This is a genomic window from Mycobacterium sp. 852013-50091_SCH5140682 (genome assembly GCF_001665685.1).
GTDB lineage: Bacteria > Actinomycetota > Actinomycetes > Mycobacteriales > Mycobacteriaceae > Mycobacterium.
Window position 1 is genome coordinate 46,067 of record NZ_LZTB01000075.1, and the last position, 22,744, is coordinate 68,810.

The 22,744-nt window shown below is 66.9% G+C and carries 22 protein-coding genes and 1 pseudogene; 15 read left to right on the forward strand and 8 right to left on the reverse strand.

Features of this window, described 5'->3' with window-relative positions; all coding sequences use genetic code 11:
* The first annotated feature begins 60 nt into the window (after nucleotides 1-60).
* Together A5784_RS21060 and A5784_RS21065 are read left to right on the forward strand one after the other, a co-directional pair.
* Nucleotides 61-1,548, forward strand: a complete 1,488-nt coding sequence (locus tag A5784_RS21060) for a gamma-aminobutyraldehyde dehydrogenase (protein WP_064946836.1) — start codon at nucleotides 61-63, stop codon at nucleotides 1,546-1,548.
* Nucleotides 1,545-2,708 (forward strand): FAD-dependent oxidoreductase, encoded by a 1,164-nt coding sequence (locus A5784_RS21065; protein WP_064946837.1) that lies wholly within the window; start codon nucleotides 1,545-1,547, stop codon nucleotides 2,706-2,708. Before A5784_RS21060 ends, A5784_RS21065 begins: the two co-directional genes overlap by 4 nt.
* Nucleotides 2,709-2,757: 49 nt before the next feature.
* Here A5784_RS21065 and A5784_RS21070 read toward each other — a convergent pair whose 3' ends face one another.
* Complete coding sequence (locus A5784_RS21070; protein WP_064946838.1) at nucleotides 2,758-4,098, reverse strand: NAD-dependent succinate-semialdehyde dehydrogenase; 1,341 nt, start codon at nucleotides 4,096-4,098, stop codon at nucleotides 2,758-2,760.
* 366 nt (nucleotides 4,099-4,464) lie between these two features.
* Here A5784_RS21070 and A5784_RS21075 point away from each other — a divergent pair, with 366 nt between their 5' ends.
* The 8 genes from A5784_RS21075 to A5784_RS21110 all read left to right on the forward strand — a co-directional run bounded on the left by A5784_RS21075 (nucleotide 4,465) and on the right by A5784_RS21110 (nucleotide 11,878).
* Entirely contained in the window at nucleotides 4,465-5,055 is a 591-nt protein-coding gene (locus A5784_RS21075; protein WP_064946839.1) for a cupin domain-containing protein, read from the forward strand.
* A 72-nt stretch (nucleotides 5,056-5,127) separates the two neighbouring features.
* On the forward strand, nucleotides 5,128-6,252 hold the full coding sequence (locus A5784_RS21080; RefSeq protein ID WP_064946840.1) for an ABC transporter substrate-binding protein: 1,125 nt from the start codon (nucleotides 5,128-5,130) through the stop codon (nucleotides 6,250-6,252).
* Nucleotides 6,253-6,265: 13 nt separating this feature from the next.
* On the forward strand, nucleotides 6,266-7,147 hold the full coding sequence (locus A5784_RS21085) for an ABC transporter permease (RefSeq protein WP_064946841.1): 882 nt from the start codon (nucleotides 6,266-6,268) through the stop codon (nucleotides 7,145-7,147).
* Nucleotides 7,144-7,944 (forward strand): ABC transporter permease, encoded by an 801-nt coding sequence (locus A5784_RS21090; protein ID WP_029370971.1) that lies wholly within the window; start codon nucleotides 7,144-7,146, stop codon nucleotides 7,942-7,944. Before A5784_RS21085 ends, A5784_RS21090 begins: the two co-directional genes overlap by 4 nt.
* Nucleotides 7,934-9,022, forward strand: a complete 1,089-nt coding sequence (locus A5784_RS21095) for an ABC transporter ATP-binding protein (RefSeq protein ID WP_064946842.1) — start codon at nucleotides 7,934-7,936, stop codon at nucleotides 9,020-9,022. Before A5784_RS21090 ends, A5784_RS21095 begins: the two co-directional genes overlap by 11 nt.
* A gap of 56 nt (nucleotides 9,023-9,078) precedes the next feature.
* A complete protein-coding gene (locus tag A5784_RS21100) occupies nucleotides 9,079-10,497 on the forward strand; it encodes an NAD(P)/FAD-dependent oxidoreductase (protein WP_064946843.1) in 1,419 nt (472 codons plus the stop codon).
* Between the two features lie 16 nt (nucleotides 10,498-10,513).
* A complete protein-coding gene (locus tag A5784_RS21105) occupies nucleotides 10,514-10,852 on the forward strand; it encodes a cupin domain-containing protein (protein WP_082944994.1) in 339 nt (112 codons plus the stop codon).
* Nucleotides 10,853-10,885: 33 nt separating this feature from the next.
* Entirely contained in the window at nucleotides 10,886-11,878 is a 993-nt protein-coding gene (locus A5784_RS21110) for a sigma-70 family RNA polymerase sigma factor (RefSeq protein WP_082944978.1), read from the forward strand.
* Here A5784_RS21110 and A5784_RS21115 read toward each other — a convergent pair.
* A pseudogene (locus A5784_RS21115) lies at nucleotides 11,823-12,425 on the reverse strand (carboxymuconolactone decarboxylase family protein); the annotation flags it as partial. The gene A5784_RS21110 and the pseudogene A5784_RS21115 sit on opposite strands and share 56 nt — an antisense overlap.
* Nucleotides 12,426-12,546: 121 nt before the next feature.
* On the opposite strand from A5784_RS21115, the gene A5784_RS21120 reads away from it, so the two are divergent.
* Nucleotides 12,547-13,401: a type IV toxin-antitoxin system AbiEi family antitoxin gene (locus tag A5784_RS21120; protein WP_064946846.1), complete on the forward strand. Its 855-nt coding sequence runs from the start codon at nucleotides 12,547-12,549 to the stop codon at nucleotides 13,399-13,401.
* A 58-nt stretch (nucleotides 13,402-13,459) separates the two neighbouring features.
* Here the strand turns inward: A5784_RS21120 and A5784_RS21125 are convergent, their stop codons facing one another.
* Genes A5784_RS21125 through sdhC form a run of 4 tightly spaced genes read right to left on the reverse strand, consistent with a single transcriptional unit; the run spans nucleotide 13,460 to nucleotide 16,890 of the window.
* Complete coding sequence (locus tag A5784_RS21125; protein WP_064946847.1) at nucleotides 13,460-14,245, reverse strand: succinate dehydrogenase iron-sulfur subunit; 786 nt, start codon at nucleotides 14,243-14,245, stop codon at nucleotides 13,460-13,462.
* The gene (sdhA, locus tag A5784_RS21130) at nucleotides 14,245-15,999 is read right to left on the reverse strand and encodes a succinate dehydrogenase flavoprotein subunit (protein ID WP_064946848.1); all 1,755 of its coding nucleotides are present in this window, start codon (nucleotides 15,997-15,999) and stop codon (nucleotides 14,245-14,247) included. Before sdhA ends, A5784_RS21125 begins: the two co-directional genes overlap by 1 nt.
* 4 nt (nucleotides 16,000-16,003) lie before the next feature.
* Nucleotides 16,004-16,477 carry a succinate dehydrogenase hydrophobic membrane anchor subunit gene (locus A5784_RS21135; RefSeq protein ID WP_064946849.1) on the reverse strand — a complete coding sequence of 158 codons (474 nt, stop codon included), beginning with the start codon at nucleotides 16,475-16,477 and terminating at the stop codon, nucleotides 16,004-16,006.
* Nucleotides 16,474-16,890 carry a succinate dehydrogenase, cytochrome b556 subunit gene (gene sdhC / locus A5784_RS21140; RefSeq protein WP_156750689.1) on the reverse strand — a complete coding sequence of 139 codons (417 nt, stop codon included), beginning with the start codon at nucleotides 16,888-16,890 and terminating at the stop codon, nucleotides 16,474-16,476. Before sdhC ends, A5784_RS21135 begins: the two co-directional genes overlap by 4 nt.
* A 215-nt stretch (nucleotides 16,891-17,105) precedes the next feature.
* On the opposite strand from sdhC, the gene A5784_RS21145 reads away from it, so the two are divergent.
* The gene (locus tag A5784_RS21145) at nucleotides 17,106-17,513 is read left to right on the forward strand and encodes a cytidine deaminase (protein WP_064946851.1); all 408 of its coding nucleotides are present in this window, start codon (nucleotides 17,106-17,108) and stop codon (nucleotides 17,511-17,513) included.
* Nucleotides 17,514-17,524: 11 nt separating this feature from the next.
* Here the strand turns inward: A5784_RS21145 and A5784_RS21150 are convergent, their stop codons facing one another.
* Nucleotides 17,525-18,955, reverse strand: coding sequence for an MFS transporter (locus tag A5784_RS21150; RefSeq protein WP_064946852.1), 1,431 nt, complete (start codon nucleotides 18,953-18,955; stop codon nucleotides 17,525-17,527).
* 93 nt (nucleotides 18,956-19,048) lie between these two features.
* On the opposite strand from A5784_RS21150, the gene A5784_RS21155 reads away from it, so the two are divergent.
* Both A5784_RS21155 and A5784_RS21160 read left to right on the forward strand, forming a co-directional pair.
* Nucleotides 19,049-19,585 carry a TetR/AcrR family transcriptional regulator gene (locus tag A5784_RS21155; protein ID WP_064946853.1) on the forward strand — a complete coding sequence of 179 codons (537 nt, stop codon included), beginning with the start codon at nucleotides 19,049-19,051 and terminating at the stop codon, nucleotides 19,583-19,585.
* Nucleotides 19,586-19,594: 9 nt separating this feature from the next.
* Entirely contained in the window at nucleotides 19,595-20,887 is a 1,293-nt protein-coding gene (locus A5784_RS21160) for a thymidine phosphorylase (RefSeq protein ID WP_197514827.1), read from the forward strand.
* Nucleotides 20,888-20,906: 19 nt separating this feature from the next.
* Here the strand turns inward: A5784_RS21160 and A5784_RS21165 are convergent, their stop codons facing one another.
* Complete coding sequence (locus tag A5784_RS21165) at nucleotides 20,907-21,767, reverse strand: LysR family transcriptional regulator (RefSeq protein WP_064946855.1); 861 nt, start codon at nucleotides 21,765-21,767, stop codon at nucleotides 20,907-20,909.
* A 69-nt stretch (nucleotides 21,768-21,836) separates the two neighbouring features.
* On the opposite strand from A5784_RS21165, the gene A5784_RS21170 reads away from it, so the two are divergent.
* A complete protein-coding gene (locus A5784_RS21170; RefSeq protein WP_082944981.1) occupies nucleotides 21,837-22,739 on the forward strand; it encodes an EamA family transporter in 903 nt (300 codons plus the stop codon).
* Nucleotides 22,740-22,744 lie beyond the last annotated feature (5 nt).

Here is a 22,744-nt window from a genome sequence, read left to right on the forward strand (position 1 = left end):
GGGTTTCCCGCTGCGGTATCCCGTAGAGATCGGTGCCCTCATCCGATACCGTATGGCTCCATGAGTGTGGTAGTGAACGTGGCGGGCAGTTGGATCAATGGTGCGGCAGTGGCGACCGGTGGGCCGGCGCACACCGTCATCAGCCCGGCAACTGGCGAGGCCGTCGCGGAGTACACCATGGCCACCCCGGCCGATGTGGACATCGCCGTCGCCTCGGCACGGGCGGCGTTGCCACAGTGGTCGGCGGCAACGCCCGCGGAACGCTCCGCCGTGCTGGCCAAATTGGCGAAATTGGCTGACGAACGAGCCGACGACCTGGTCATCGAGGAGGTCAGCCAGACCGGCAAGCCCATGCGGCTGGCCCGCGAGTTCGACGTGCCGGGCAGTATCGACAACATCGACTTCTTCGCCGGGGCGGCGCGACACCTGGAGGGCAAGGCCACCGCGGAGTACTCGCCCGATCACACGTCGAGCATCCGCCGTGAGGCCATCGGCGTCGTCGCCACCATCACGCCGTGGAACTATCCGCTGCAGATGGCGGTGTGGAAGGTGCTTCCCGCGTTGGCGGCGGGCTGCGCCGTCGTCATCAAACCCGCTGAGATCACCCCGCTGACCACGCTCACCCTGGCCGGGCTGGCCAGCGCCGCCGGGCTGCCCGACGGGGTGTTCAACGTCGTGACCGGCGGCGGCGCCGACGTCGGCACTGCCCTGGCCGGGCACCGCGACGTCGACCTGGTCACCTTCACCGGGTCTACGCCCGTCGGCCGCAAGGTGATGGCAGCCGCGGCCGCGCACGGCCACCGCACCCAGCTCGAGCTGGGCGGCAAGGCCCCGTTCGTGGTCTTCGACGACGCCGATCTGGACGCCGCGATCCAGGGCGCGGTCGCGGGCGCGCTGATCAACACCGGCCAGGACTGCACCGCGGCCACCCGGGCCATCGTCGCGCAACCGCTCTACGACGACTTCGTCGCCGGCGTGGCCGAGGTGATGAGCAAGGTGGTGGTCGGCGATCCGCACGATCCCGACACCGATCTGGGACCACTGATCTCGATCGCGCACCGCGACAAGGTGGCGGGCATGGTGGCACGCGCCGCGGGGCAGGGCGGCCGCGTGGTCACCGGCGGCGTGATCCCGGATCTGCCGGGCTCGTTCTACCGGCCCACGCTGATCGCCGACGTCGCCGAGGACTCCGAGGTGTACCGCGACGAGATCTTCGGTCCGGTGTTGACGGTCCGTGCGTTCAGCGACGACGACGACGCGCTGCGCCAGGCCAACGACACCGACTACGGCCTGGCCGCCTCGGCGTGGACCCGCGACGTCTACCGGGCGCAGCGGGCCTCACGTGAGATCAACGCAGGCTGTGTGTGGATCAACGACCACATCCCGATCATCTCCGAGATGCCGCACGGCGGCGTGGGAGCCTCGGGCTTCGGCAAGGACATGAGCGACTACTCGTTCGAGGAGTACCTCACCATCAAGCACGTCATGAGTGACATCTCCGGGGTGGCTGAAAAGGGTTGGCACCGGACGGTTTTCACGAAGCGGTGAGCAGCTCCCCGAGGCACTGCGTGGTGGTCGGTGCCGGGGCCTGGGGGCTGCCTGCCGCGGCCGAACTCGCTCGCCGCGGGCACCGGGTGACGCTGATCGACCGCTACGGCCCGGGCAATGCGCTGTCGTCGTCGACGGGCACGACGAGGTTGTGGCGGCTCGCCGACCCCGACCCGCTTCGCGCCCGGGCGGCCCAGCGCGGCGTCGAGGCGATGCGGCGGCTGACCGAACGTGCGGGCAGCCCGGTGTTCCTCACCTGCGGCCTGCTGTGGCGTGACGACGCGTCGATACCCGACGTGGTGTCGACCCTCGACGGGCTCGGGATCCCGTATACGAGCGTGCCTTCCGGCGACGTCGACCGATTCTTTCCTGGTCTGCGTAACGACGGACGGGATGCGCTCTGGCAGCCGGAGGCGGGGGTGGTGCTCGCGGCAGTGTCGCTGCGGGCGCAGCTGACGAGCTTCCAGAGTGCCTCCGGTGCAACACTTCTCAAGCGGGAGGTGGTTTGCGTCGAGCGGACGTCCAACGGCGTCCGGGTCGTGCTGACCGACGGTGACACGGTTGACGCCGACGTGGCGGTGCTCGCAGGGGGTCCGGGAGCCCGCGCGTTGCTGTCGCCACTCGGCGTCGACGTTCCGCTGCACCCCTATCTGGAGCAGGTGGTGCATTTCGGCGATCCCGCCAATCCCGGTGCCACCGACGGCTTTCCGTGTCTGTTCGACGGGCCGGACGGTGACCGTCCCGGCATCTACGCGATGCCAGCGCCCGGTGCGGGTTTCAAGGTGGGGTTGGACCAGCCGCTGCGGGACTACCGTGCGGATGACCTCGACCGGACGCCCGACGCCGGCCGGACCGCCGTCATCGGCGACCGGGTACGCGCCGACCTGGGTTCGGTGGTTCCCACGGTGCTCAACGCCCAGGTCTGTAGCTGGACGGATTCGCCCGACGGCAGTTTCATCGTGGACCGGCTCGACGGCGGGATCGTCATCGCGTGCGGCGATTCGGGGGAGGGCTTCAAATACTCCGCCCTGATGGGAGAGGTACTCGCCGACCTGGCCGAGGGCCACACGGTGGATGCCGACGTGGCGTCGTGGTCACTGGCACGCTTCGCCCGGGGTGTCCCCGAGCGGAGCGGACCGCACGTGCTCGGCAGGCACTGACTCCGAAAGCCAAGCGCCGGCGGGACGTTGGTCCCGCCGGCGCCACGGATCAGACGATCCTGATCAGCTTCTTGTTGACGAATTCGTCGATCCCGTAGCGGCCCAGCTCGCGGCCGTAGCCGGAGCGTTTGACACCGCCGAAGGGCAGTTCGACACCTTCGGCGCCGACCGCGTTGACGAACACCATGCCGGCGTCGATCTTGTCGGCGACCCGGCGGGCCTGATCGATGTCGGTGGTGAACACGTAGGAGCCCAGCCCGAACGGCGTGTTGTTGGCGAGCTCGACGGCCTCGTTCTCGTCGGCCACTTTGTACACCGAGGCGACCGGGCCGAACAGTTCCTCACCGAAGTCGCCGGCCAGGTTGGTCAGCACGCCGGCCGGGAAGAACGCGCCGTTGCGTTCGCCGCTGGAGGTCAGCTTGGCGCCACCGTCCACGGCACGTTTGACCTGGTCGTCGAGGCGTTCGGCGGCGGCCGCCGACGACAGTGGCGCCAGGCCATCGGCCTTGGCGAGCACCTTCTCGGTGAACTTCTCGACGAACTCGTCGTAGATGTCGGCGACGACGATGATCCGCTTGGCGGCGTTGCAGGCCTGGCCGGTGTTCTCGAATCGGCCGTCCACGGCCGCATCGACGGTGGCATCCATGTCGGCCGTGCTCAGCACGATGAACGGATCGGAGCCGCCGAGCTCCAGGACGACCTTCTTGAGATTGCGCCCGGCGATCTCGGCAACGGCAGCGCCTGCGCGTTCCGAGCCGGTCAGGGACACGCCTTGGATGCGCGGGTCGGCGATCACGTCGGCGATCTGCTCGTTGGTGGCGTAGACGTTGACGTAGGCGCCCTCGGGGAAGCCTGCGTCAAGGTAGATCTGCTGCAGCGCGGCCGCGGATTCCGGGCACTGCGGGGCATGCTTGAGCACAATGGTGTTGCCCAGCACCAGGTTTGGGCCGGCAAAGCGGGCCACTTGGTAGTACGGGTAGTTCCACGGCATGATGCCGAGCAGCACGCCGACCGGGCCGCGCTTGATGACGGCCGAACCCTCGCCGTCGAGCAGTTCGATCGGTTCGTCGGCCAGGAACTTCTCGGCATTGTCGGCGTAGTACTCGTAGATCGCGGCGCTGAACTCGACCTCACCCACGGACTGATCCAGCGGCTTGCCCATTTCGCGCTGGATGATCCGGGCCAGCTCGTCCTTGCGCTCGTCGTGCAACTCGGCAACCCGGCGGATCAGTGCCGCGCGCTCGGCGATGGTCGAAGACTTCGACCACTGGCGAAACGCCGTGGCCGCCGCCGCGACGGCCTGCTCGATCTGCTCGTCGGTCGCGGTCGGGTACTCCTCGACCAGCTCGCCCGTCGACGGGTCGACCACTGCATACAGGGACGCACTCATGTGTTCTCTTCTCCTCGGTCGGGCCAGCGTGGCCCGACTCGTCGCTGATCGTTCGGTGCTCTCGTGCCATGGGGCGGCCTACGCGCACCCCGCAAATCCTCCACGAAATCAGTCGCGTAACGCAATATTTACGACGATATTCGTTGTGTTTGACCATGTCATATGACGATCCCGATTGCCGTCTGAATGCCGCCTGTCCTGCGAAGATGCCACTTTCCGGGGCTGTCGTGACGGGTGTTACGGCGCGCGGCGACTGTGATCGACGTCTTGCGCTCCTGGCTCGCCAGGCCTAGGTTCGTCCCAAGCGAACAAAGTGTTCGTTATCACGGATCTTCTTGTTCATGTTGAGCGAACGGACATTTCGATATGGGTGCACCGGTCGAGCCTGATCCCGCTGCCACGGCCAACGCCGCGGTCGGCGACCGGATCCGCCAGTTCCGGATGGCGCGGAAGATGTCCCTTCGGCAGTTGGCGGATCGAGCCGGTATCTCAGCCGGCTTTCTCAGCCAGGTGGAGCGTGGGCAGGTCAACGCGAGCGTCGGAACGTTTCGCCGGCTCGCCGAGGCGCTCGGCATCGTGCTGCCCGACCTGTTCACCGACGACGAGGTCACCGATGTCCGCATCCTCAGAAAGGCGGCCCGTCCGGCGATCGAAGTGTCGGAGCTGAGTGCGAAATACCTGTTGTCGCAGAAGCCGCTTCGCAACCTCGAGGTGTATGCGGGGGAACTGGCGCCGGGATCCAGCGCGGGCGAGGCCTATGTCCACGGCGATGCCCAGGAGATCCTCATCGTCACCTCCGGCAGCCTGACTCTCGAACTCGACGGTGTGCGTTACACACTCGACGCCGGAGACAGTGCCGAATACCGCACCTCGAAGCCACACACCGTGCACAACACGAGCGACACGTTCGCCGAGCTGCTCTGGATCGTCAGCCCTCCGACCGAGTGGTCGACGTGACAGATCGGTTGCCGTCACGGCTATGTCCCGATTCCTGTAACGCCCTGTCGCACAGATCAAAAGGAGATTTCCATGCCGATGTCACCTGCTGCCCGCTGCGTGTCTGCGGCGTTGGCCGCCGGCGTTCTGCTCACCGCGGCGTGTAGCCCGGCGGGGCCCGGCAACGCCGCCGAGGTCGACCTCGGCAGCGGGCCGCCGCAGGCAGGCACCGTGAAGAAGGACGCGCTCAAAGGCGTGACCCTGACGTTCGTCTCGTACGGCGGTATCTTCCAGGACGGCCAGACGAAGGCGGCGATCGAACCGTTCGCCCAGCAATCCGGCGCAAAAGTGTTGCAGGACGGGCCAACCGAGAACTCGAAGATCAAGGCCCAGGTCGACACCAAGAACGTGACGTGGGACGTGGTCGACAGCACCAACGTGTTCACGGCCAAGAACTGCGGCAAGCTGTTCGTGCCGCTCGATACCAGCATCGTGGACATCAGCAAGCTTCCGGCGGGGACCAAGACCGACGACTGTTCGGTTCCGGCAATGGGATACGGCCTCATCGTGGTCTACAACACGAAGAAGTACGGCGCGAATCCGCCGAAGACCTGGGCCGACTTCTACGACACCGCGAAGTTCCCCGGTAAGCGGGCCATCGAAGGCGTGCCGGGTGAACTCGACCCGGGCGTACTCGAAGGTGCCCTGCTGGCCGACGGCGTCGCGCCCAACGCGATCTACCCGATCGACCTCGACCGGGCCATGGCGAAGATGAACACCATCCGCAAGGACACCATCTTCTGGACCACGGGCGCGCAGTCCCAGCAACTCATCGAATCCGGCCAGGTCGACATGGCGCTGGTGTGGAGCGGTCGCGCATACTCGGCCGTCAGGAACGGGGCGCCGTTCGCGCCGATGTGGAACCAGTGGATGCCGGAGGCCGACACCATCGCCGTGCCGGTGGGCGCCAAGAACCCCAAGGCGTCGATGGCGCTCATCAACTTCTACCTCGGGGCACAGCAGCAGGCCAAGCTCGCCGAGTTGACCTCCTACAGCCCGATCAACGTGGACGCCAAGCCCCAACTCGACGATCTCGCACGGTCGTATCTGACCACCACACCCGAGCGGGACAAGGACAAGTTCCCCCTCGACCTCGGGTACTGGGCCGAACACCAGGAAGAGATCGCTGCCAAGTACACCACCTGGCTCGCAGGCTAGGAGGGTTCGACGCATGTCGATGGTCGACGTTCTCGCGGGCGCGCCCGCGCAGAAGACCCAGCCGACGACCGCGGGTCGGCGGCTGGGTGGAGTCGGTCTGCTGTTGCCGTCGATACTGCTGATCGTCGGGGTGTTCGGCCTTCCGCTGGCCATCATGTTCTGGCAGGCGTTCAGCGATCCGGTGCCCGGCTTCGGCAATTTCCATTGGTACCTTGGCGATTCCGTGCAGCGCGAGGTGTTGCTCCGCACGTTCACCACGGGTCTCGAAGTCACGGCGATCTGCCTGCTGCTCGGCTATCCCTATGCCTACGCCATGGTCGCGTTCGGGCCCACCGTGCGCATCGCGCTGACGCTCATCGTGCTGGTTCCGTTCTGGACGAGTCTGATGGTGCGCACCTTCGCGTGGGTGATCCTGCTGGAAGACGGTGGGCCGATACACACTGTGCTGTCCGTCGTCGGGCTGGGCGGTGTGCCGCTGCTGCGCACCAATCTGGGCGTGGTCATCGGCATGAGTCAGATCCTGCTGCCCTTCATGGTGCTGCCGCTGTATGCCGTGATGTCGGGCATCGACCGTCGTCTCGTCCTCGCGTCGTCGAGTCTCGGTGCGAGGCCGGTCATCTCGTTCGTGAGGATCTGGGCTCCGCTCTCGTTGCCCGGCGTCGGAGCAGGGTGCCTGATGGTCTTCATCAGCAGTCTCGGCTTCTACGTGACGCCTGCACTGCTCGGCGCGCCGGACGATGCACTGATCAGCCAGCAGATCTATGTCCAGGTCACCAGCCTGCTGGCCTGGGGCAGGGGAGGAGCCATGGGCGTGGTTCTGTTGCTCATCACGTTCCTCGTGCTCGCGGTGCTGATGTACCTGTTGCGCCGGAATCGTAAGGAGCGCACGGCATGACGCGACGGGCCAGGACGTTCTGGCGTGTTCTGCTCGGCGTGTTCTGCGCAGGGGTCGCGTTGTGGCTCGTCGCCCCGTCGCTGATCGTGGTGCCGCTGAGCTTCACCGACCGACCGTCGTTCACCTTCCCGCCGACCGGCTGGTCGACGCGTTGGTACCAGGCGTTCTTCGCCGACCCCGCGTGGCTCGCAGCCCTGCAGGCCAGCCTTGAGGTCGGCGTCCTGGTAGTCATCGTCGCCACCACGTTCGGCACCGCCGCGGCTGTGGCGCTCAGCCGCACCGGACTGGCCGGCCGGCAGGGCATCCGGGCATTCCTGTTGGCGCCCATGGTCGTTCCGGTGATCGTGGTCGCTGTCGGCCTGTACGCGTTGTTCCTGCGGCTCAATCTGCTCGGCACCCTGTTCGGCTTCGTCGTCGCGCACAGCATGTTGGCGCTGCCGTTCGTCATCGTGCCGGTGATGGCGAGCCTGCAGGGATTCGACAGGCGCCTTGAGGACGCGGCCGCGATCTGTGGTGCCAACCGCTGGACTACCTTCCGTACCGTCACGCTGCCGCTGGTGGCCCCGGGCGTGCTCTCGGGTGCTCTGTTCGCGTTCGCGACGAGCTTCGACGAAGTGGTGTTGTCGTTGTTCATCCAGAATCCGTACCTGCAGACGCTGCCGGTGAAGATGTACGCCTCGGTCACGCGCGACACCGATCCCACGATCGCTGCCGCTGCCACGCTCATCCTCGTCCTCACGACGTGTCTGACCGTCGTTGCGGGCGTCTACTCGCGCAGGAGGAACCGTGTCCACTGACCACACCCCACACGGCGCATCGATCACGTTGCGGCGCTTGACCAAGCGCTACGGATCGGTGACCGCTGTCGACGCTGTCGACCTCGACGCGCGGCCGGGTGAATTCCTCACGCTGCTCGGGCCCAGCGGTTCGGGGAAGACCACCACCCTCAACATGATCGCCGGATTCGTCGACGTCACCGAGGGTGCCCTGCTCATCGACGGCCGGCCGGTCGCCGATCTGCCGCCGTATCGCCGAAACATCGGCATGGTGTTCCAGCACTACGCGCTGTTCCCGCACATGACGGTGACCGACAACGTCGAATACCCGCTGCGCCAGCGCAAGGTCGCCAAGCAGCAGCGCCGGGAGAAGGTGACCGCGGCGCTGCGAACGGTCGGCCTCGACGGCTACGGCACCCGGATGCCCAAGGAGCTGTCGGGCGGTCAGCAGCAGCGAGTCGCGCTCGCGCGGGCCATGGTCTACGAACCGAGCGTGCTGCTTATGGACGAACCACTCGGCGCACTGGACAAGAAGTTGCGTGATTCGCTGCAGCTCGAGATCAAGCGCATACACGGCGAACTGGGCACGACGTTCGTCTACGTCACTCACGATCAGGACGAGGCGCTCGTGCTGTCGGACCGCATCGCGGTCTTCAACAACGCTCGCATCGAGCAGATCGGGTCGCCCACCGAACTCTACGAGTGCCCCAACAGCGTGTTCGTGGCGCGCTTCCTGGGTGAGTCGTCGCTGTTCTACGGGACGCTCAAGGACGGGCTGGTGGTCAACGCCTATGGCCGGAGGATCGTGGCCGGCCGCGGCGACGTACCCAGCGGTGCCTCGGTGGCAGTCGTCGTCCGACCGGAACGGCTTCGCATCGTCACCGGTGACGAGGAGCCCGACGTCGTCAACGCCGTGCCCGGCACGGTGATTCAGGACATCTACCTCGGGAACTCTCGCAAGGTCGAGGTCCGGCTACCCGACGACACTGTCGCACTGGTTCGCGAGAGTGCCGGAAGCATCACGGAGGCCCAAGCCGGGCAACGGGTCTGGCTGACGTTCGATCCGGACGTCGCGGCCATCCTCCCCGCCGACACATGATGCGGGCGGCCCACCATATTTCACCAACCAGTATCGATGAATGCAGGAGAATCTAGATGTCCCCCGATGGTCGCAGGCCCAGCAGTCTTGCGAATGACTTCGTGAACGGCAGTGTGTCGTTCTGGTACCGCGCGGCGGGCTGGCCCAAGTCGCGGCCGCCGCTGCCGAACTCGCTCGATGCCGACGTGTGCATCGTCGGAGCGGGCCTGACCGGCTTGTGGGCCGCGTACTACCTCAAGCGTGAACAACCTGATTTGCGAATCGTCATGCTGGAGAAGGAGTTCGCGGGGTTCGGCGCTTCCGGTCGCAACGGCGGATGGCTGTCGGCCGAGCTGGCTGGATCTCGCGATGCGTACGCCTCGACGCACGGCCATGACGGTGTCGTCACGCTCATGCGGGCCATGCGCGGAGCCGTCGACGAGGTCATCGGCATCGCCGAGTCCGAAGGGATCGACGCCGACATCGTCAAGGACGGCGTGCTGCACGTGGCCCGAAACCAGGCCCAGATGGGCCGGTTGCGCGAATCGCTCGACTTCGAACGGAGTTGGGGCGCGACCGAAGACGATTTCGTGGTGCTCACCGGTGACGAGTCGAACTCCAGGATCCGGGTCGAGGGTGCCATGGGTGCGCTGTTCAGTCCGCACTGCGCCCGTGTGCAGCCCGCGAAGCTGGTCCAGGGCCTGGCGCGCGTGGTCGAGGGCATGGGCGTCGCGATCTATGAACAGACCGAGGTGACCGACATCAAGGCGGGCCGCGCACTCACCGCTCGCGGCGATGTCCGGGCACCCGTCATCCTCCGTTGTCTCGAAGGCTTCACCGCGACGATGCCCGGGCAACGCCGGGAGTGGCTGCCCATGAACTCGTCGATGGTGGTGACCGAACCCCTTCCCGAATCCGTACTGCGGCAGGTCGGTTGGCAGGGTGCCGAACTGCTGGGCGACTACGCGCACGGGTACATGTACGCCCAGCGCACAGCTGACAATCGAATCGCGCTGGGCGGCAGAGGCATTCCCTATCGCTACGGGTCGAAACTCGACCATCGGGGTGCCACCCAGCAGTGGACCATCGACGCTCTGACCGCCCTGGTTCGGGACATGTTCCCTGCCACGCGCGACATCCCGATCGCACACGCGTGGTGTGGCGTGCTCGGGGTGCCGCGGGACTGGACGGCCACGGTCGACTTCGACCGGGCAAGCGGCTTCGGTACCGCGGGCGGCTATGTCGGCAGCGGGCTGACCACCACGAATCTGGCAGGCCACACGCTCGCCGACCTGGTCCTTGCGCGTGACTCCGATCTCGTCGGGCTGCCGTGGGTGGGCCGGCGGGTCCGTAAGTGGGAACCAGAGCCGTTGCGCTGGTTGGGAGTTCAAGCCATGTATGCGCTATACCGAACCGCGGACCGGCGCGAGGCCACGAACGGCATGACCGGAACAAGCCATCTAGCACGTATCGCCAACAAGATCACGGGACGCTGACGCAATGGAGACGAGTGTGAACCTGAGGCATGTAGACACGACCACGGTCGAACTCTCTGAGCCGCAACCGAAACCGACCAGCCGCACCGGCCAGCTGGAGTCGGCCGTCGAGGTCTGGGCCGATTCTGTGATCGACACCGGGGTGTGGGAGTGCGACCCGGGGGAGTTCACCGCTGATCGGTCGGCAGCGACCGAGGTCTGCCACATCATCTCCGGTTCCGGCATAGTGGTGGGCGACGACGGGACGAGCGCCGACATCGGGCCCGGCTCACTGCTGGTGCTGCCCCGGGGCTGGCGCGGAACGTGGTTGGTCAAGGAGACAATCCGTAAGACGTACGTCATCATCGGCGCCTGACGGGTGTCGTCGGCCCCGCCCTAGACTGGGGCCATGACCGCGAGCACTCGCGTCGATGAGTTCGAGGAGTTGCGGCCGAATCTCCTTGCGGTCGCCTACCGGTTGACGGGCACCTACGCCGATGCCGAGGACATCGTGCAGGAGGCCTGGATCCGGTGGGACGCCAACCGCAACGAGATCCATGACCTGCGTGCCTGGCTGACCACGGTGGTCAGCCGACTCGGCCTGGATCGGTTGCGGTCGGCCGCGCACCGGCGCGAAGCGTATGTCGGCGAGTGGCTGCCCGAGCCGGTGGTGACGCCCTTGGATCTCAACGCCGGGTCCGGCACCGTCGACCCGCTCAATGCCGTCGTCGCAAGTGAAGACGCCCGGTTCGCCGCCATGGTGGTGCTCGAACGCCTGACCCCGGACCAACGGGTCGCGTTCGTCTTGCACGACGGCTTCGCTGTGCCGTTCTCGGAGATCGCCGAGGTGCTCGGCGTCAGCCCGGCCTCGGCGCGCCAGCTGGCTTCGCGTGCCCGCCGGGCGGTGGCCGACGCCCCGCCGCCGGTTCCGGCCGACACGCACAATGAGATCGCCGGCGCGTTCATGGCGGCGTTGGCGACCGGGGACCTGGAAGCCGTTGTGCGCCTGCTGCATCCGGAAGTCACGTTCACCGGGGACTCCAACCGCCGGGCGCCGACGGCTGCGCGGGTCATCCACGGCCCCGACAAGGTGGCACGTTTTCTGCTCGGGCTCGCGAAGCGGTACGGGCCGAATTGGCATGCGCAGGGGCAGCTGGCGTTCATCAACGGCGAGTTGGGCACGTACACACCGGGGGCACCGGCCCGCGACGGCTACCCGGAGATGATGCCGCGCGTCACCGCAGTGACGGTCCGCGACGGAAAGGTCTGCGCGGTATGGGATATCGCCAATCCTGACAAGTTCACCGGTTCTCCGCTACGTGGAGGTGTGGCCGCCTACATCGAGATCACGCCTGCTGTTCAGACGCCGCCCACGGAACCCGGCACGCATCACCCGAATTGAAGCCCTGCTCGGTGATCCCCAGCGCCGAGTACATCCGGGCGCGCATGTTCTCCACCCCGATCTGATACGTCAGCTCGATCACGCCGTCGTCGCCGAAACGCTTCTTCAGATCGGCGATCTGCTCGTCGGTCACGGAGTGGGCGTCGGTGGTCATCGCGTTGGCGTACGCGATGGCGGCGCGCTCGTCGTCGGTGTACAGCGGTGAGGTCGCGTAGTCGTCGATGGACTTGAGCCGGTCGACATCCAGGTTCTCCAGCCGCATCAGCATCGAGCCGAAATCGACGCACCACGAGCAGCCGACCGTGCGGGCGGTCCACAGCACCGCCAGTTCACGGACGCTGGCCGGCAGCTTCTTCGAGCCGCTCTGCAGCAGAGTTTCGTGGACGGCATTGGCCACCAGCAGCCGGGGATGGTGTGCCACCACGGTGAACGGCTCGGGCACCTCACCGAAGCGACGCTTGGCAACGCGGTACATCACCCGGGTCAGCAGGCCGGCTTGTTTGGGGGTCACAGGGGCGATTCGTGTGGTCATACCAGTCAGACGAGACAGCCCCGCGATGTGTGACGGGCGAATGTGAACATGATGGCGAGATTCTCGAGATTTCTCGCCATCATGTTCACACTGGCGGGCGGTGGAACCGCGTTTACCTCCGCGGCGTCCTATTCGCATGGCATTGCCCTTCGTCGGATCCGAGGCACTCGCGGCGGGGTCGCTCAACCGGTATCAGCTGAGCACGCGCTACCACATGCTGCATCGGGATGTTTATGTCCCGCGCGATGCAGAACTGAAACCCATCGACAAGGCGGTCGCGGCGTGGTTGTGGTCGGGGCGGCGCGGGATCGTCGCTGGGCTGTCGGCGGCCGCGCTCCATGGTTCCAAGTGGATCAACGCGGAGCTGCCCGCCGAGCTCAATCACTCCAGCAGACACAAGACCAACGGCATCGTGTTGCACAGTGACCGCCTCGCCGACGACGAAGTCTGCACGGTGCGTGGCATCCGGACGACGACGCCGGCGCGCACGGCATTCGATCTCGGCCGCCGACGTGGGCTGGAGACGGCCGTTATCCGGGTGGACGCGTTGCTGCAGGCCGCCGACCTGAAAGTCGTTGACGTGCAGGCACTCCTGGCGCATCACCGGGGTGTGCGAGGCCTGGTGCAACTGCGCGAGGTGCTCGACCTGGCCGATGCCGGCGCCGAGTCACCGCAGGAAACCCGGCTCCGCCTGCTGTATACCGAGGCCGGGATGCGACCGTCGCAGACCCAGATCGAGGTGTTCGACCATGGGCTGCAGGTGGGCCGGATCGACATGGGGTGGCCGGAGTGGACGGTCGGCGTCCAGTACGACGGTATCCAGCATTGGGCCGACCCGAGACAGCGCACCAAGGACATCGACCAGGATGCCGAGTACCGCGCACTTGGCTGGCGCATTGTCCGGGTAGGCGCCGACTTGCTCCGACACCGGCAGGGCACCATCATCGCGCGCACCCGGGAAGCACTACGCGCACGCGGGTGCCCAGTGTGAAGAAGATCGCGAGATTTCTGAAAAATCTCGCGATCTTCTTCACACTCGGCGAATCAACCTAGCGCGCAAACATCAACGCGCGCTTGACCTCCTGGATGGCCTGGGTGACCTGGATGCCACGCGGGCAGGCCTCGGTGCAGTTGAAGGTGGTGCGGCAGCGCCACACGCCGTCGACCTCGTTGAGGATGTCGAGCCGCTCGGCGGCCGCCTCGTCACGCGAGTCGAAGATGAAGCGGTGCGCGTTGACGATCGCCGCCGGGCCGAAGTAGGACCCTTCGCTCCAGTACACCGGGCAGCTCGTGGTGCAGCAGGCGCACAGGATGCATTTGGTGGTGTCGTCGAAGCGGGCCCGGTCGGTGGCGCTTTGGATGCGCTCGCGGGTGGGCGGGTTGCCGCTGGTGATCAGGAAGGGTTTGACGGCGCGGTAGGCGTCGAAGAACGGTTCCATGTCGACGACGAGGTCTTTTTCCACGGGCAGGCCGCGGATGGGCTCGATGGTGATGGTCAGTGGCTTGCCGGGCTTTTTGGGCAGCATGTCGCGCATGAGCACCTTGCACGCCAGCCGGTTGACCCCGTTGATACGCATGGCATCCGAGCCGCACACCCCGTGAGCACACGAGCGGCGGAAGGTCAGGGTGCCGTCGAGGTAGCCCTTGACGTAGAGCAGCAGGTTGAGCAGCCGGTCCGACGGCAGGCACGGCACGCGGAAGCTCTGCCAGCCGGCGGCGTCGGGGTTCTCCGGGTTGAACCGGGCGATCTTGAGGGTGACCATGACCGCACCCTCGGGCACCGGGGGCAGGGGCGGGTCGCCGGCTTCGGGCTTGTCGATGACAGGTGCACTCATCAGTACTTCCTTTCCATCGGCTCGTACCGGGTCTGGACCACGGGTTTGTAATCCAACCGGATGTCGGCCAGCAGACCGGGGCCTTCCTTGTAGGCCATGGTGTGGCGCATGTAGTTGGTGTCGTCGCGGTTGGGGTAGTCCTCCCGGGCGTGCCCGCCGCGGGATTCTTTGCGGTTGAGTGCCCCGACCACGGTGACTTCGGCCAGTTCCAGCAGGAAGCCGAGTTCGATGGCTTCGAGCAGGTCGCTGTTGTAGCGCTTGCCCTTGTCGTGCACGGTGATCCGCGAGTAGCGCTCTTTGAGGGCGTGGATGTCGGTCAACGCCTGCTTGAGGGTTTCCTCGGTGCGGAACACCGCGGCGTTGTTGTCCATCGACTGCTGCAGGGAGGTGCGGATGTCGGCGACGCGCTCGTTGCCGTGCTCGGAGAGGATGTCGGCGACCCAGCCCACGACCATGTCGGCCGGGTTGTCCGGCAGGTCGACGTGGTTGTGGTTGTTGGCGTATTCGGCTGCGGCGATACCGGCCCGGCGACCGAACACGTTGATGTCGAGCAGCGAGTTGGTGCCAAGGCGGTTGGCGCCGTGTACCGACACGCAGGCGCATTCCCCGGCGGCGTACAGGCCGGGGATGACGTTGGTGTTGTCGCGTAGCACCTGGCCGTGCACGGTGGTGGGGATACCGCCCATGACGTAGTGACAAGTCGGGTAGACCGGCACCAGTTCGGTGACGGGGTCGACGCCGAGGTAGGTGCGGGCGAATTCGGTGATGTCGGGCAGTTTGGCTTCCAGGACGTCTTCGCCGAGGTGGCGCACGTCGATGTAGACGTAGTCCTTGTTGGGGCCCGCACCGCGGCCTTCGAGGACTTCGAGCACCATCGAGCGGGCGACGATGTCGCGCGGCGCCAGGTCGACGATGGTGGGCGCGTAGCGTTCCATGAACCGCTCACCCTCGCCGTTGAGCAGGCGGCCGCCTTCGCCGCGCACGGCTTCGGAGATCAGGATGCCCAGCCCGGCCAGGCCTGTCGGGTGGAACTGGTGGAACTCCATGTCTTCCAAGGGAAGTCCCTTGCGGAAGATGATGCCCAGGCCGTCACCGGTCAGGGTGTGGGCGTTGGAGGTGGTTTTGTACATGCGCCCGGAGCCGCCGGTGGCGAACACGATGGCCTTGGCGTGGAAGATGTGGATGTCGCCGGTGGCCAGCTCATAGGCGATGACGCCGGTGGCCACCGGGCCCGCGGGGGTGTCGGTGAGCGCGACGTCCAGCGCGTAGAACTCGTTGAAGAACTCCACGTCGTGCTTGACGCAGTTTTGGTAGAGGGTCTGCAGGATCATGTGGCCGGTGCGGTCGGCGGCGTAGCAGGCCCGGCGGACCGGGGCTTTGCCGTGGTCGCGGGTGTGCCCGCCGAAGCGGCGTTGGTCGATGCGGCCCTCGGGGGTGCGGTTGAACGGCATCCCCATCTTTTCCAGATCCAGAACGGCGTCGATGGCTTCTTTGGCCATGATTTCCACGGCGTCCTGGTCGGCGAGGTAGTCGCCACCCTTGACGGTGTCGAAGGTGTGCCATTCCCAGTTGTCTTCTTCGACGTTGGCCAGAGCGGCGCACATGCCGCCCTGGGCCGCGCCGGTGTGGCTGCGCGTGGGGTAGAGCTTGGTGAGCACGGCCGTGCGGGCCCGGGGGGCGGCTTCGACCGCGGCGCGCATGCCTGCGCCGCCTGCGCCGACGATGACGACGTCGTAGCGGTGTTGGTGAATCATGGTGTTAGCCCCCGATGTTGGCGTCGAAGGTGACCAGGACGTAGGTGCCCAGTACCAGGGTGAATCCTGTGGCCAAGAGCAGCAGTGAGTTCAGGTAGAACTTGGTCACGTTCTTGCGGGCGTAGTCGCCGATGATGGTGCGCATGCCGTTGGCGCCGTGGATCATGGCCAGCCACAGCAGGGCCATGTCCCAGATCTGCCAGAACGGCGACGCCCAGCGCTGCGCGACGTAGTTGAAGTCGATGCGGTACACGCCGTCCTGCCACATCAGCATGATGAACAGGTGCCCCAGGGCGAGAAAGACCAGCGCCACTCCGGAGAACCGCATGAACAGCCAGGCGTATTTCTCGAAGTAGGGGATACCGCGGGGGCGCCGGGGAGCGCGCGGGTGATCGAGTGCGGCGGGACGGTCGTGTTCGCGCTCCAGGACCGGGGCCAGGCGGCCGAGGCGGGATTCGCCCGGGGTGGGGGCGCTCACAGGAATCGCTCCGTCATGTGCATACCCAGAACTCCTAGTCCGGCGATGAGGGCAACAGCGAACACGGTCACCGCCACGGCGAGCATGTGGCGTTGATAGCGCGGGCCTTGGGCCCAGAAGTCGATGAGGATGACCCGGATGCCGTTGAGGGCGTGGAAGAGGACCGCAGCGACCAGGCCCATCTCCATCAACCCGACGATCGGGGTTTTGTAGGTCTCGATGACCGCGTTGTAGGCCTGCGGGCTGACCCGCACCAACGCGGTATCCAACACATGGACAAACAAAAAGAAGAAGATCGTCGCCCCGGTGATGCGATGCAACACCCACGACCACATTCCTGGATCTCCGCGATACAACGTGCGTCGCCGCGATTTCCCGGACCGCGCCGCCGGCACCTCCGCCTGAGTACTCACATCGCCCTCCAACGCCATCGGTGGACGTTCGGGACCTGGTCTGCCGATTAGCCCCAAACCTCGGGGCGACTCTAAACCCATTTGCACTGGCGAACGAATACGGTGTCGAGGTATGGCGCGCAGAACTGGGAAAAGTTAGGTTTACCTATCCACATCACACGTCGCTGAGGCGGAGGTTTCGGAATGCATTCAGAACCCATTCTCGAGGCGCTGACGTGACGCGGGAGATTGACTGGAAAGTGTTGCGCGAGAAGGCAATTGCCGCATCGGAAGCCGCGTACGCGCCATATTCGCAATTCCCGGTCGGCGCTGCGGCACTGGTCGACGACGGCCGGGTGATTACCGGCTGCAATGTGGAGAATGTCTCATATGGCCTAGGTCTCTGTGCGGAGTGCAGTGTGGTCTGCAACCTGCATTCTTCGGGCGGCGGACGGCTGGTCGCGTTGAGCTGTGTCGGGCCCGACGGCGCGCTGTTGATGCCGTGCGGCCGGTGTCGACAGGTGCTGCTGGAACATGGCGGCTCCGCGTTGTTGATCGACCATCCGGGTGGCCCACGCCCGCTCGCCGAGTTGCTTCCGGACGCATTCGGGCCCGCTGACCTCGAGCGATCGAACAGAGCGTGATGTCAAGCGGGTCAACGGCTCTCATCGGTGTCCAGATATCCGCGATCACGGAACAACCAAAGCGGTACCAGCAGTCCGCCCATCGCCGCGACGCCGGCCGCGAGCGAAAACGCCACGGTGAAACCGGTGTTGACGTCGCGGGGAGCTGCCCAGCCGACCAGCACCGCGGCCGCGAGCTGGCCGCCGAGCGCGCCGCCGATGGTGCGCGCCACCGTGTTCAGACCGTTGGCGCTGCCGCTCTGTGCCTGCGGGCAGGCGGCGTTGACCATCCTGGGTAGCGCCGCCATCGCCAATCCCCAACCGACGCTGGCGATGGCGTAGTACAGCACCGCGTGCCACACCGATGCGTGGGTGACGGCCAGTAGGGCGGTGCCTGCGGCCGCAAGCGTCAGTCCGGCGGTCAGCGGGGCCCGCACCCCGAACCGGTCGGCTAGTGCCGGTGCGGCCCAACTGGCAGGCATCGTCATCAGGGTCCCGGGCACCAGGACCAGTGCGGCGCCTGTCACCGACAATCCGAACCCTGGGTTACCCGTGGGTAGTTCGGCCAGTTTGGGCAGCGCCACGTACACCGCGAACTGGTTGACCCCGAGCAGCAACGCGCCCAGATGTGCTGCCGTCAGCGGCGGCTTGGTGAGCAGGGCGAGGTCCACGATGGGATGGGCCACCCGTCGCTCGACGGCGACGAACACCGCCAACATCGCGACGGCGGTGCCGAACAGGCCGAGTACGCGGGCGGTCGTCCAGCCCCACGCCGGCCCCTGTGTGACGGCGAGCAACAGCGCCAGCAGTCCTGCGGTCATCGTGGCTGTGCCCGCCACATCGAGCCGGCCGGGGTGGCGCTCGCGGCTTTCCGGAATCCACCGTGCCGTCATGATCAGGGCGGCCGACACCGGAACCGTGCCGATCGCGAACAGCCACCGCCACGACGCGTGGTCCACCACCAGCCCGCCGAGCAGCACGCCGACTCCGGCGGTGCCGGTCACCAGTCCGGATGCCACGGCCAGCCCTGCATGAGCCCGCGATGCGGGGAGTGCCTCGCGCAGGATCGCAAACGTCAGTGGCAGCAGCGTGAGGCTCACGCCCTGGACGGCCCGGCAGGCGATGAGCGTGCCGATGTCGGGTGCGGCGATCGACGCCAGCGTGGCAGCCAGGTAGATCGCCAGCATCCAGAGCAGCACCCGGCGCTTGCCGAACCTGTCGCCCAGGCGGCTGACGACGGGTGTGACCACTGCGCTGGCCAGCAGCATCGCCGACAGCACCGCCCATGATGCTGCGGTGGTGGTCGTGCGCAGATCGCGTTGCAGGACGCCGAGGGTCGGCACGAGCATGGTCTGCAGCAGTCCGTAGGAGACGACGACCATGCACATCGCGGCAAGGATGCGCCCCGAACCGTACCGTCGGGAAGCTCCGGATGCGGCATGCTGGCGAGCGATGACGTCCATGGATCTCCTTGCCAAGAGGCCTGTCACGTGCGCGAACACTGTTCGCAACCGCTCTCACGGTAGCGCGAACGCTGTTCGCGTAGGGGTCTACCCGTGACGCAACCGCTGAACAAGGCGACGATCGTGGCGGCGGCGCGCCGGATCGCTGACCGCGACGGCCTGGCCGAGCTGACGCTGCGCCGCATCGCCGGGGAACTCGGCACGGGTGCGGCCTCGCTCTACCGGCACATCGCCGACCGGCAAGAGCTGCTGCTCCTGCTCGTCGAGGATCTGGTGGCCGGCTACCCGTTGATCGACCCTGCGGGCGCAGACCCCGTGGAGGCCGTGGTCCGGCAATGGCACGCCATGTACGACCACCTGGTCGCGCACTCGTGGAGCGGACCCGTCATCGCCGACGGCGACTACGCGCTGCCGTCGGCGAAACCAGTGGCCGATCACTGCATGGCGCTGCTGCGCGGCGCCGGACTCGACGAGATGGCCGCGCCACGCGTCTACCGCGCCGCGTGGCGCCTCCTGATCGGTCACCTGATGTCGCGGCACCCGTTCGGACATTTGCAGGGTGCTCCGCCCCAGCAGGACGATTTCGACTGGGCGCTACGGACATTGCTGCGGGGCGCGCTCGCCGAATGAGCGGTTAGGATTTGCGCCATCGACGCCCCCACCATCATCCGAACCAAACGCGACGGCGGTGTGCTGTCCGACGCGGCCATCGACTGGGTTATCGCCGGGTATACGCATGGCCGGGTTGCCGACGAGCAGATGTCGGCGCTGCTGATGGCGATCTTCCTGCGTGGCATGACGCCCGCGGAGATCGCCCGGTGGACCGCGGCCATGGTGGCGTCGGGGGAGCGGTTCGACTTCACCGATCTGCGCCGGGCCGGTAAGCCGCTGGCGCTGGTGGACAAACATTCGACCGGCGGAGTCGGCGACAAGATCACCATCCCGCTCGTCCCCGTGGTGCTGGCCTGCGGTGGCAGTGTGCCGCAGGCTGCCGGACGCGGCCTCGGGCACACCGGTGGCACGCTCGACAAGCTGGAGGCGATTCCCGGATTCACCGCCGAGCTGTCCAAAGACCGTATCCGTCAACAGCTTTGCGAGGTCGGCGCGGCCATCTTCGCGGCCGGGGACCTGGCACCGGCCGACCGCAAGATCTATGCGCTGCGTGACGTCACCGCCACCACCGAATCGCTGCCGCTCATCGCGAGCTCGGTGATGAGCAAGAAGCTCGCCGAGGGGGCCGAGGCACTGGTCCTCGACGTCAAGGTCGGGCGCGGCGCGTTCCTCAAGACTGAGGCCGAATCCCGCGAGCTCGCCCGCACCATGGTCGAGCTCGGCAATGCCTACGGGGTTCCGACGCGGGCCCTGCTCACCGATATGGACCGGCCGTTGGGGCGCACGGTGGGCAATGCGGTCGAGGTGGCCGAGTCGCTGGAGGTGCTGGCAGGCGGCGGCCCGCCCGATGTGGTCGAGCTGACGGTGGCGCTGGCCGCCGAGATGCTCGCTGCTGCAGGCATCGACGGCGTCGACCCGGCCGCAACGCTGCGCGACGGTTCGGCGATGGACCGGTTCCGTGATCTGGTGACCGCGCAGGGCGGCGATCTGTCCCAGCCGCTGCCCGTGGGCGCCTGTTCGGAGACCATCACCGCGGCGAGCGGCGGCGTGATGGGCGACATCGACGCCATGGGTGTGGCGATGGCCGCCTGGCGACTGGGCGCAGGCCGTGCCCACCCGGGCGACCCCGTGCAAGCGGGCGCAGGGGTCCGGATTCATCGCACGCCGGGCGAGCCGGTAGCGGCCGGTGACCCGATCTTCACGCTCTACACCGACACAGCCGACCGGCTCCCGGCAGCGCTGGCCGAACTCGAGGGGGCGTGGGCGCTCGGGGACACCGCGCCGGTGCTCGGCCCGCTGATCATCGACCGGATCGACTGACGGCAACGCGGCAGGCGCCTCACGACGCGTAGAGCCGCGTGACGGCGTCGATGAGAGCGTCGAGCCCTTCCGGGCGATCGTCGTGGCGCCACACCAGCCGGACGGCGATGCGCGGGCCGTCTTTGATCGGCCGGTAGGTGACGCCGGGCCGGGGGTGGTGGTGCGCGGTTGCCTCGGCCGTCGTACCCACACCACGGCCCGCGGCGATCGCGTCCAGCCAGCTGTCGATGTTGGTGGACTCGATGAACCGTGGTGGTTGATGCTCGGTGCCGCTCCACAACCGGCTGCTGGTGGTCCCGACCCGGGGATCGATGATCACCGTGCGTTCGGCGATCTCGGCCATGCTCAGCTGACGCCGCCTCGACCACTGCGGATCGTCGGAGGCGAACGCCGCCAGGCGTCGTTCCAGACCGACCACCACCGAGTCGAACCGTTTGTCGTCGCCCGCACGCCGCACGATCGCGACGTCGCACAATCCCTCGGACAGGCCGGCGGAGGGCGAGTCGTGGCGCACCAGCTCGAGTTCGATGGAGTCGTGCTGCTCGGCCCAATCCCGTTGCAGCCGTGCGGTATGGCGTCCGAGTGCTGCCCACGCGTACCCGAGGCGCAGCACTCTGTGGCGCGAGGCCACGAATTCGGTGAACTTCTCGGCTTCCGCGAGCACCCGCCTGGCATGGGGCAGCAGCTGTTGGCCGGCTCCGGTGAGTTCGCAACCTCGTGGCACCCGGCGAAGCAGCCGGTTGCCGACGGCCTTCTCCAGCGCCGCGATGGTGCGCGAGACCGCGGCTTGTGAGACGTACAGCTGGGCCGCCGCGTCGGTGAATGACCCGGTGTCGGCGGCGGTCACGAAGTATCGCAGCTCGCGCAGACTCCACTCCATAACCAAATCGTATGGCAACTGCAAAACATGCACTAGGTTTATGGTGCTGGTCATCCTTACCGTGACCGCATGAACACCCTCGACAGCACTGAGCGTCCAGGCAGCCCCGTGGCCGCCCCGGCGGCTGCGCGTCGGCGTGGCGCAGGCTTCGCGTTGATGGCGGCGAGTTCGGCTTCCAACCAGGTCGGCGCCGCACTGGGCGCGTCGGCGTTCGGGGCGATCGGTCCGATCGGTGTGGTTGCCGTCCGGCAGATCGTCACCGCGCTCGTCCTGGTGCCCGCGGTGCGGCCCCGTCTGCGGGGGCTGCGGGCAGACCAGTGGCGCCCGATTCTCGCCCTCGTGGTGGTCCTCGGCGTGATGAACCTCTGCCTGTACGCCGCGATCGAGCGCATCGGACTTGGTCTGGCCGTCACACTGGAATTTCTCGGCCCGCTGGCCGTCGCGGTCGCCAGTTCGCGACGTGCCATGGACATTGCCGGTGCTGTGCTGGCGGGGATCGGCGTGGTGATACTCACCGACCCCGGCCCTACCACCGATGTCGTCGGCATCGCCCTCGGCCTGCTTGCGGCAACGGCCTGGGGTCTCTACATCCTGCTCAACCGCACCCTGGGCCTGCGGCTCCCCGGACTGCAAGGAACCGCCGTGACCAGCCTTGTCGCCGCCGCGGTCTGGATTCCGATCGCCGTGGTGTGGTTCAGCGTCCACGCGCCGACCGCCGCGGCGATCGCGCTCGCGCTCGCGTGCGGGCTGATGTCGTCGATCGTGCCCTATGTCGCCGATCTGCTCGCGCTGCGTCGCGTCCCGGCGCACATCTTCGGCACGTTCACGAGCATCAATCCGATCTGGGCGGCCCTGGCCGGCTGGCTGCTACTGCGCCAACCGCTGGACGTCCACGAGTGGGCCGGTATTGGTCTGATCGTCATCAGCAACGGTGTGGTTTCGTCTGCACAGTTGCGCCGTGGTCGCGGATGATGGAG

Coding starts and splice junctions, on each gene's coding strand:
- A5784_RS21060 (WP_064946836.1), top strand. CDS start 61: ATGAGTGTGGTAGTGAACGTGGCGGGCAGTTGGATCAATGGTGCGGCA.
- A5784_RS21070 (WP_064946838.1), bottom strand. CDS start 4,098: ATGAGTGCGTCCCTGTATGCAGTGGTCGACCCGTCGACGGGCGAGCTG.
- A5784_RS21075 (WP_064946839.1), top strand. CDS start 4,465: ATGGGTGCACCGGTCGAGCCTGATCCCGCTGCCACGGCCAACGCCGCG.
- A5784_RS21080 (WP_064946840.1), top strand. CDS start 5,128: ATGCCGATGTCACCTGCTGCCCGCTGCGTGTCTGCGGCGTTGGCCGCC.
- A5784_RS21085 (WP_064946841.1), top strand. CDS start 6,266: ATGTCGATGGTCGACGTTCTCGCGGGCGCGCCCGCGCAGAAGACCCAG.
- A5784_RS21090 (WP_029370971.1), top strand. CDS start 7,144: ATGACGCGACGGGCCAGGACGTTCTGGCGTGTTCTGCTCGGCGTGTTC.
- A5784_RS21100 (WP_064946843.1), top strand. CDS start 9,079: ATGTCCCCCGATGGTCGCAGGCCCAGCAGTCTTGCGAATGACTTCGTG.
- A5784_RS21110 (WP_082944978.1), top strand. CDS start 10,886: ATGACCGCGAGCACTCGCGTCGATGAGTTCGAGGAGTTGCGGCCGAAT.
- A5784_RS21120 (WP_064946846.1), top strand. CDS start 12,547: ATGGCATTGCCCTTCGTCGGATCCGAGGCACTCGCGGCGGGGTCGCTC.
- A5784_RS21125 (WP_064946847.1), bottom strand. CDS start 14,245: ATGAGTGCACCTGTCATCGACAAGCCCGAAGCCGGCGACCCGCCCCTG.
- sdhA (WP_064946848.1), bottom strand. CDS start 15,999: ATGATTCACCAACACCGCTACGACGTCGTCATCGTCGGCGCAGGCGGC.
- A5784_RS21150 (WP_064946852.1), bottom strand. CDS start 18,955: ATGGACGTCATCGCTCGCCAGCATGCCGCATCCGGAGCTTCCCGACGG.
- A5784_RS21165 (WP_064946855.1), bottom strand. CDS start 21,767: ATGGAGTGGAGTCTGCGCGAGCTGCGATACTTCGTGACCGCCGCCGAC.
- A5784_RS21170 (WP_082944981.1), top strand. CDS start 21,837: ATGAACACCCTCGACAGCACTGAGCGTCCAGGCAGCCCCGTGGCCGCC.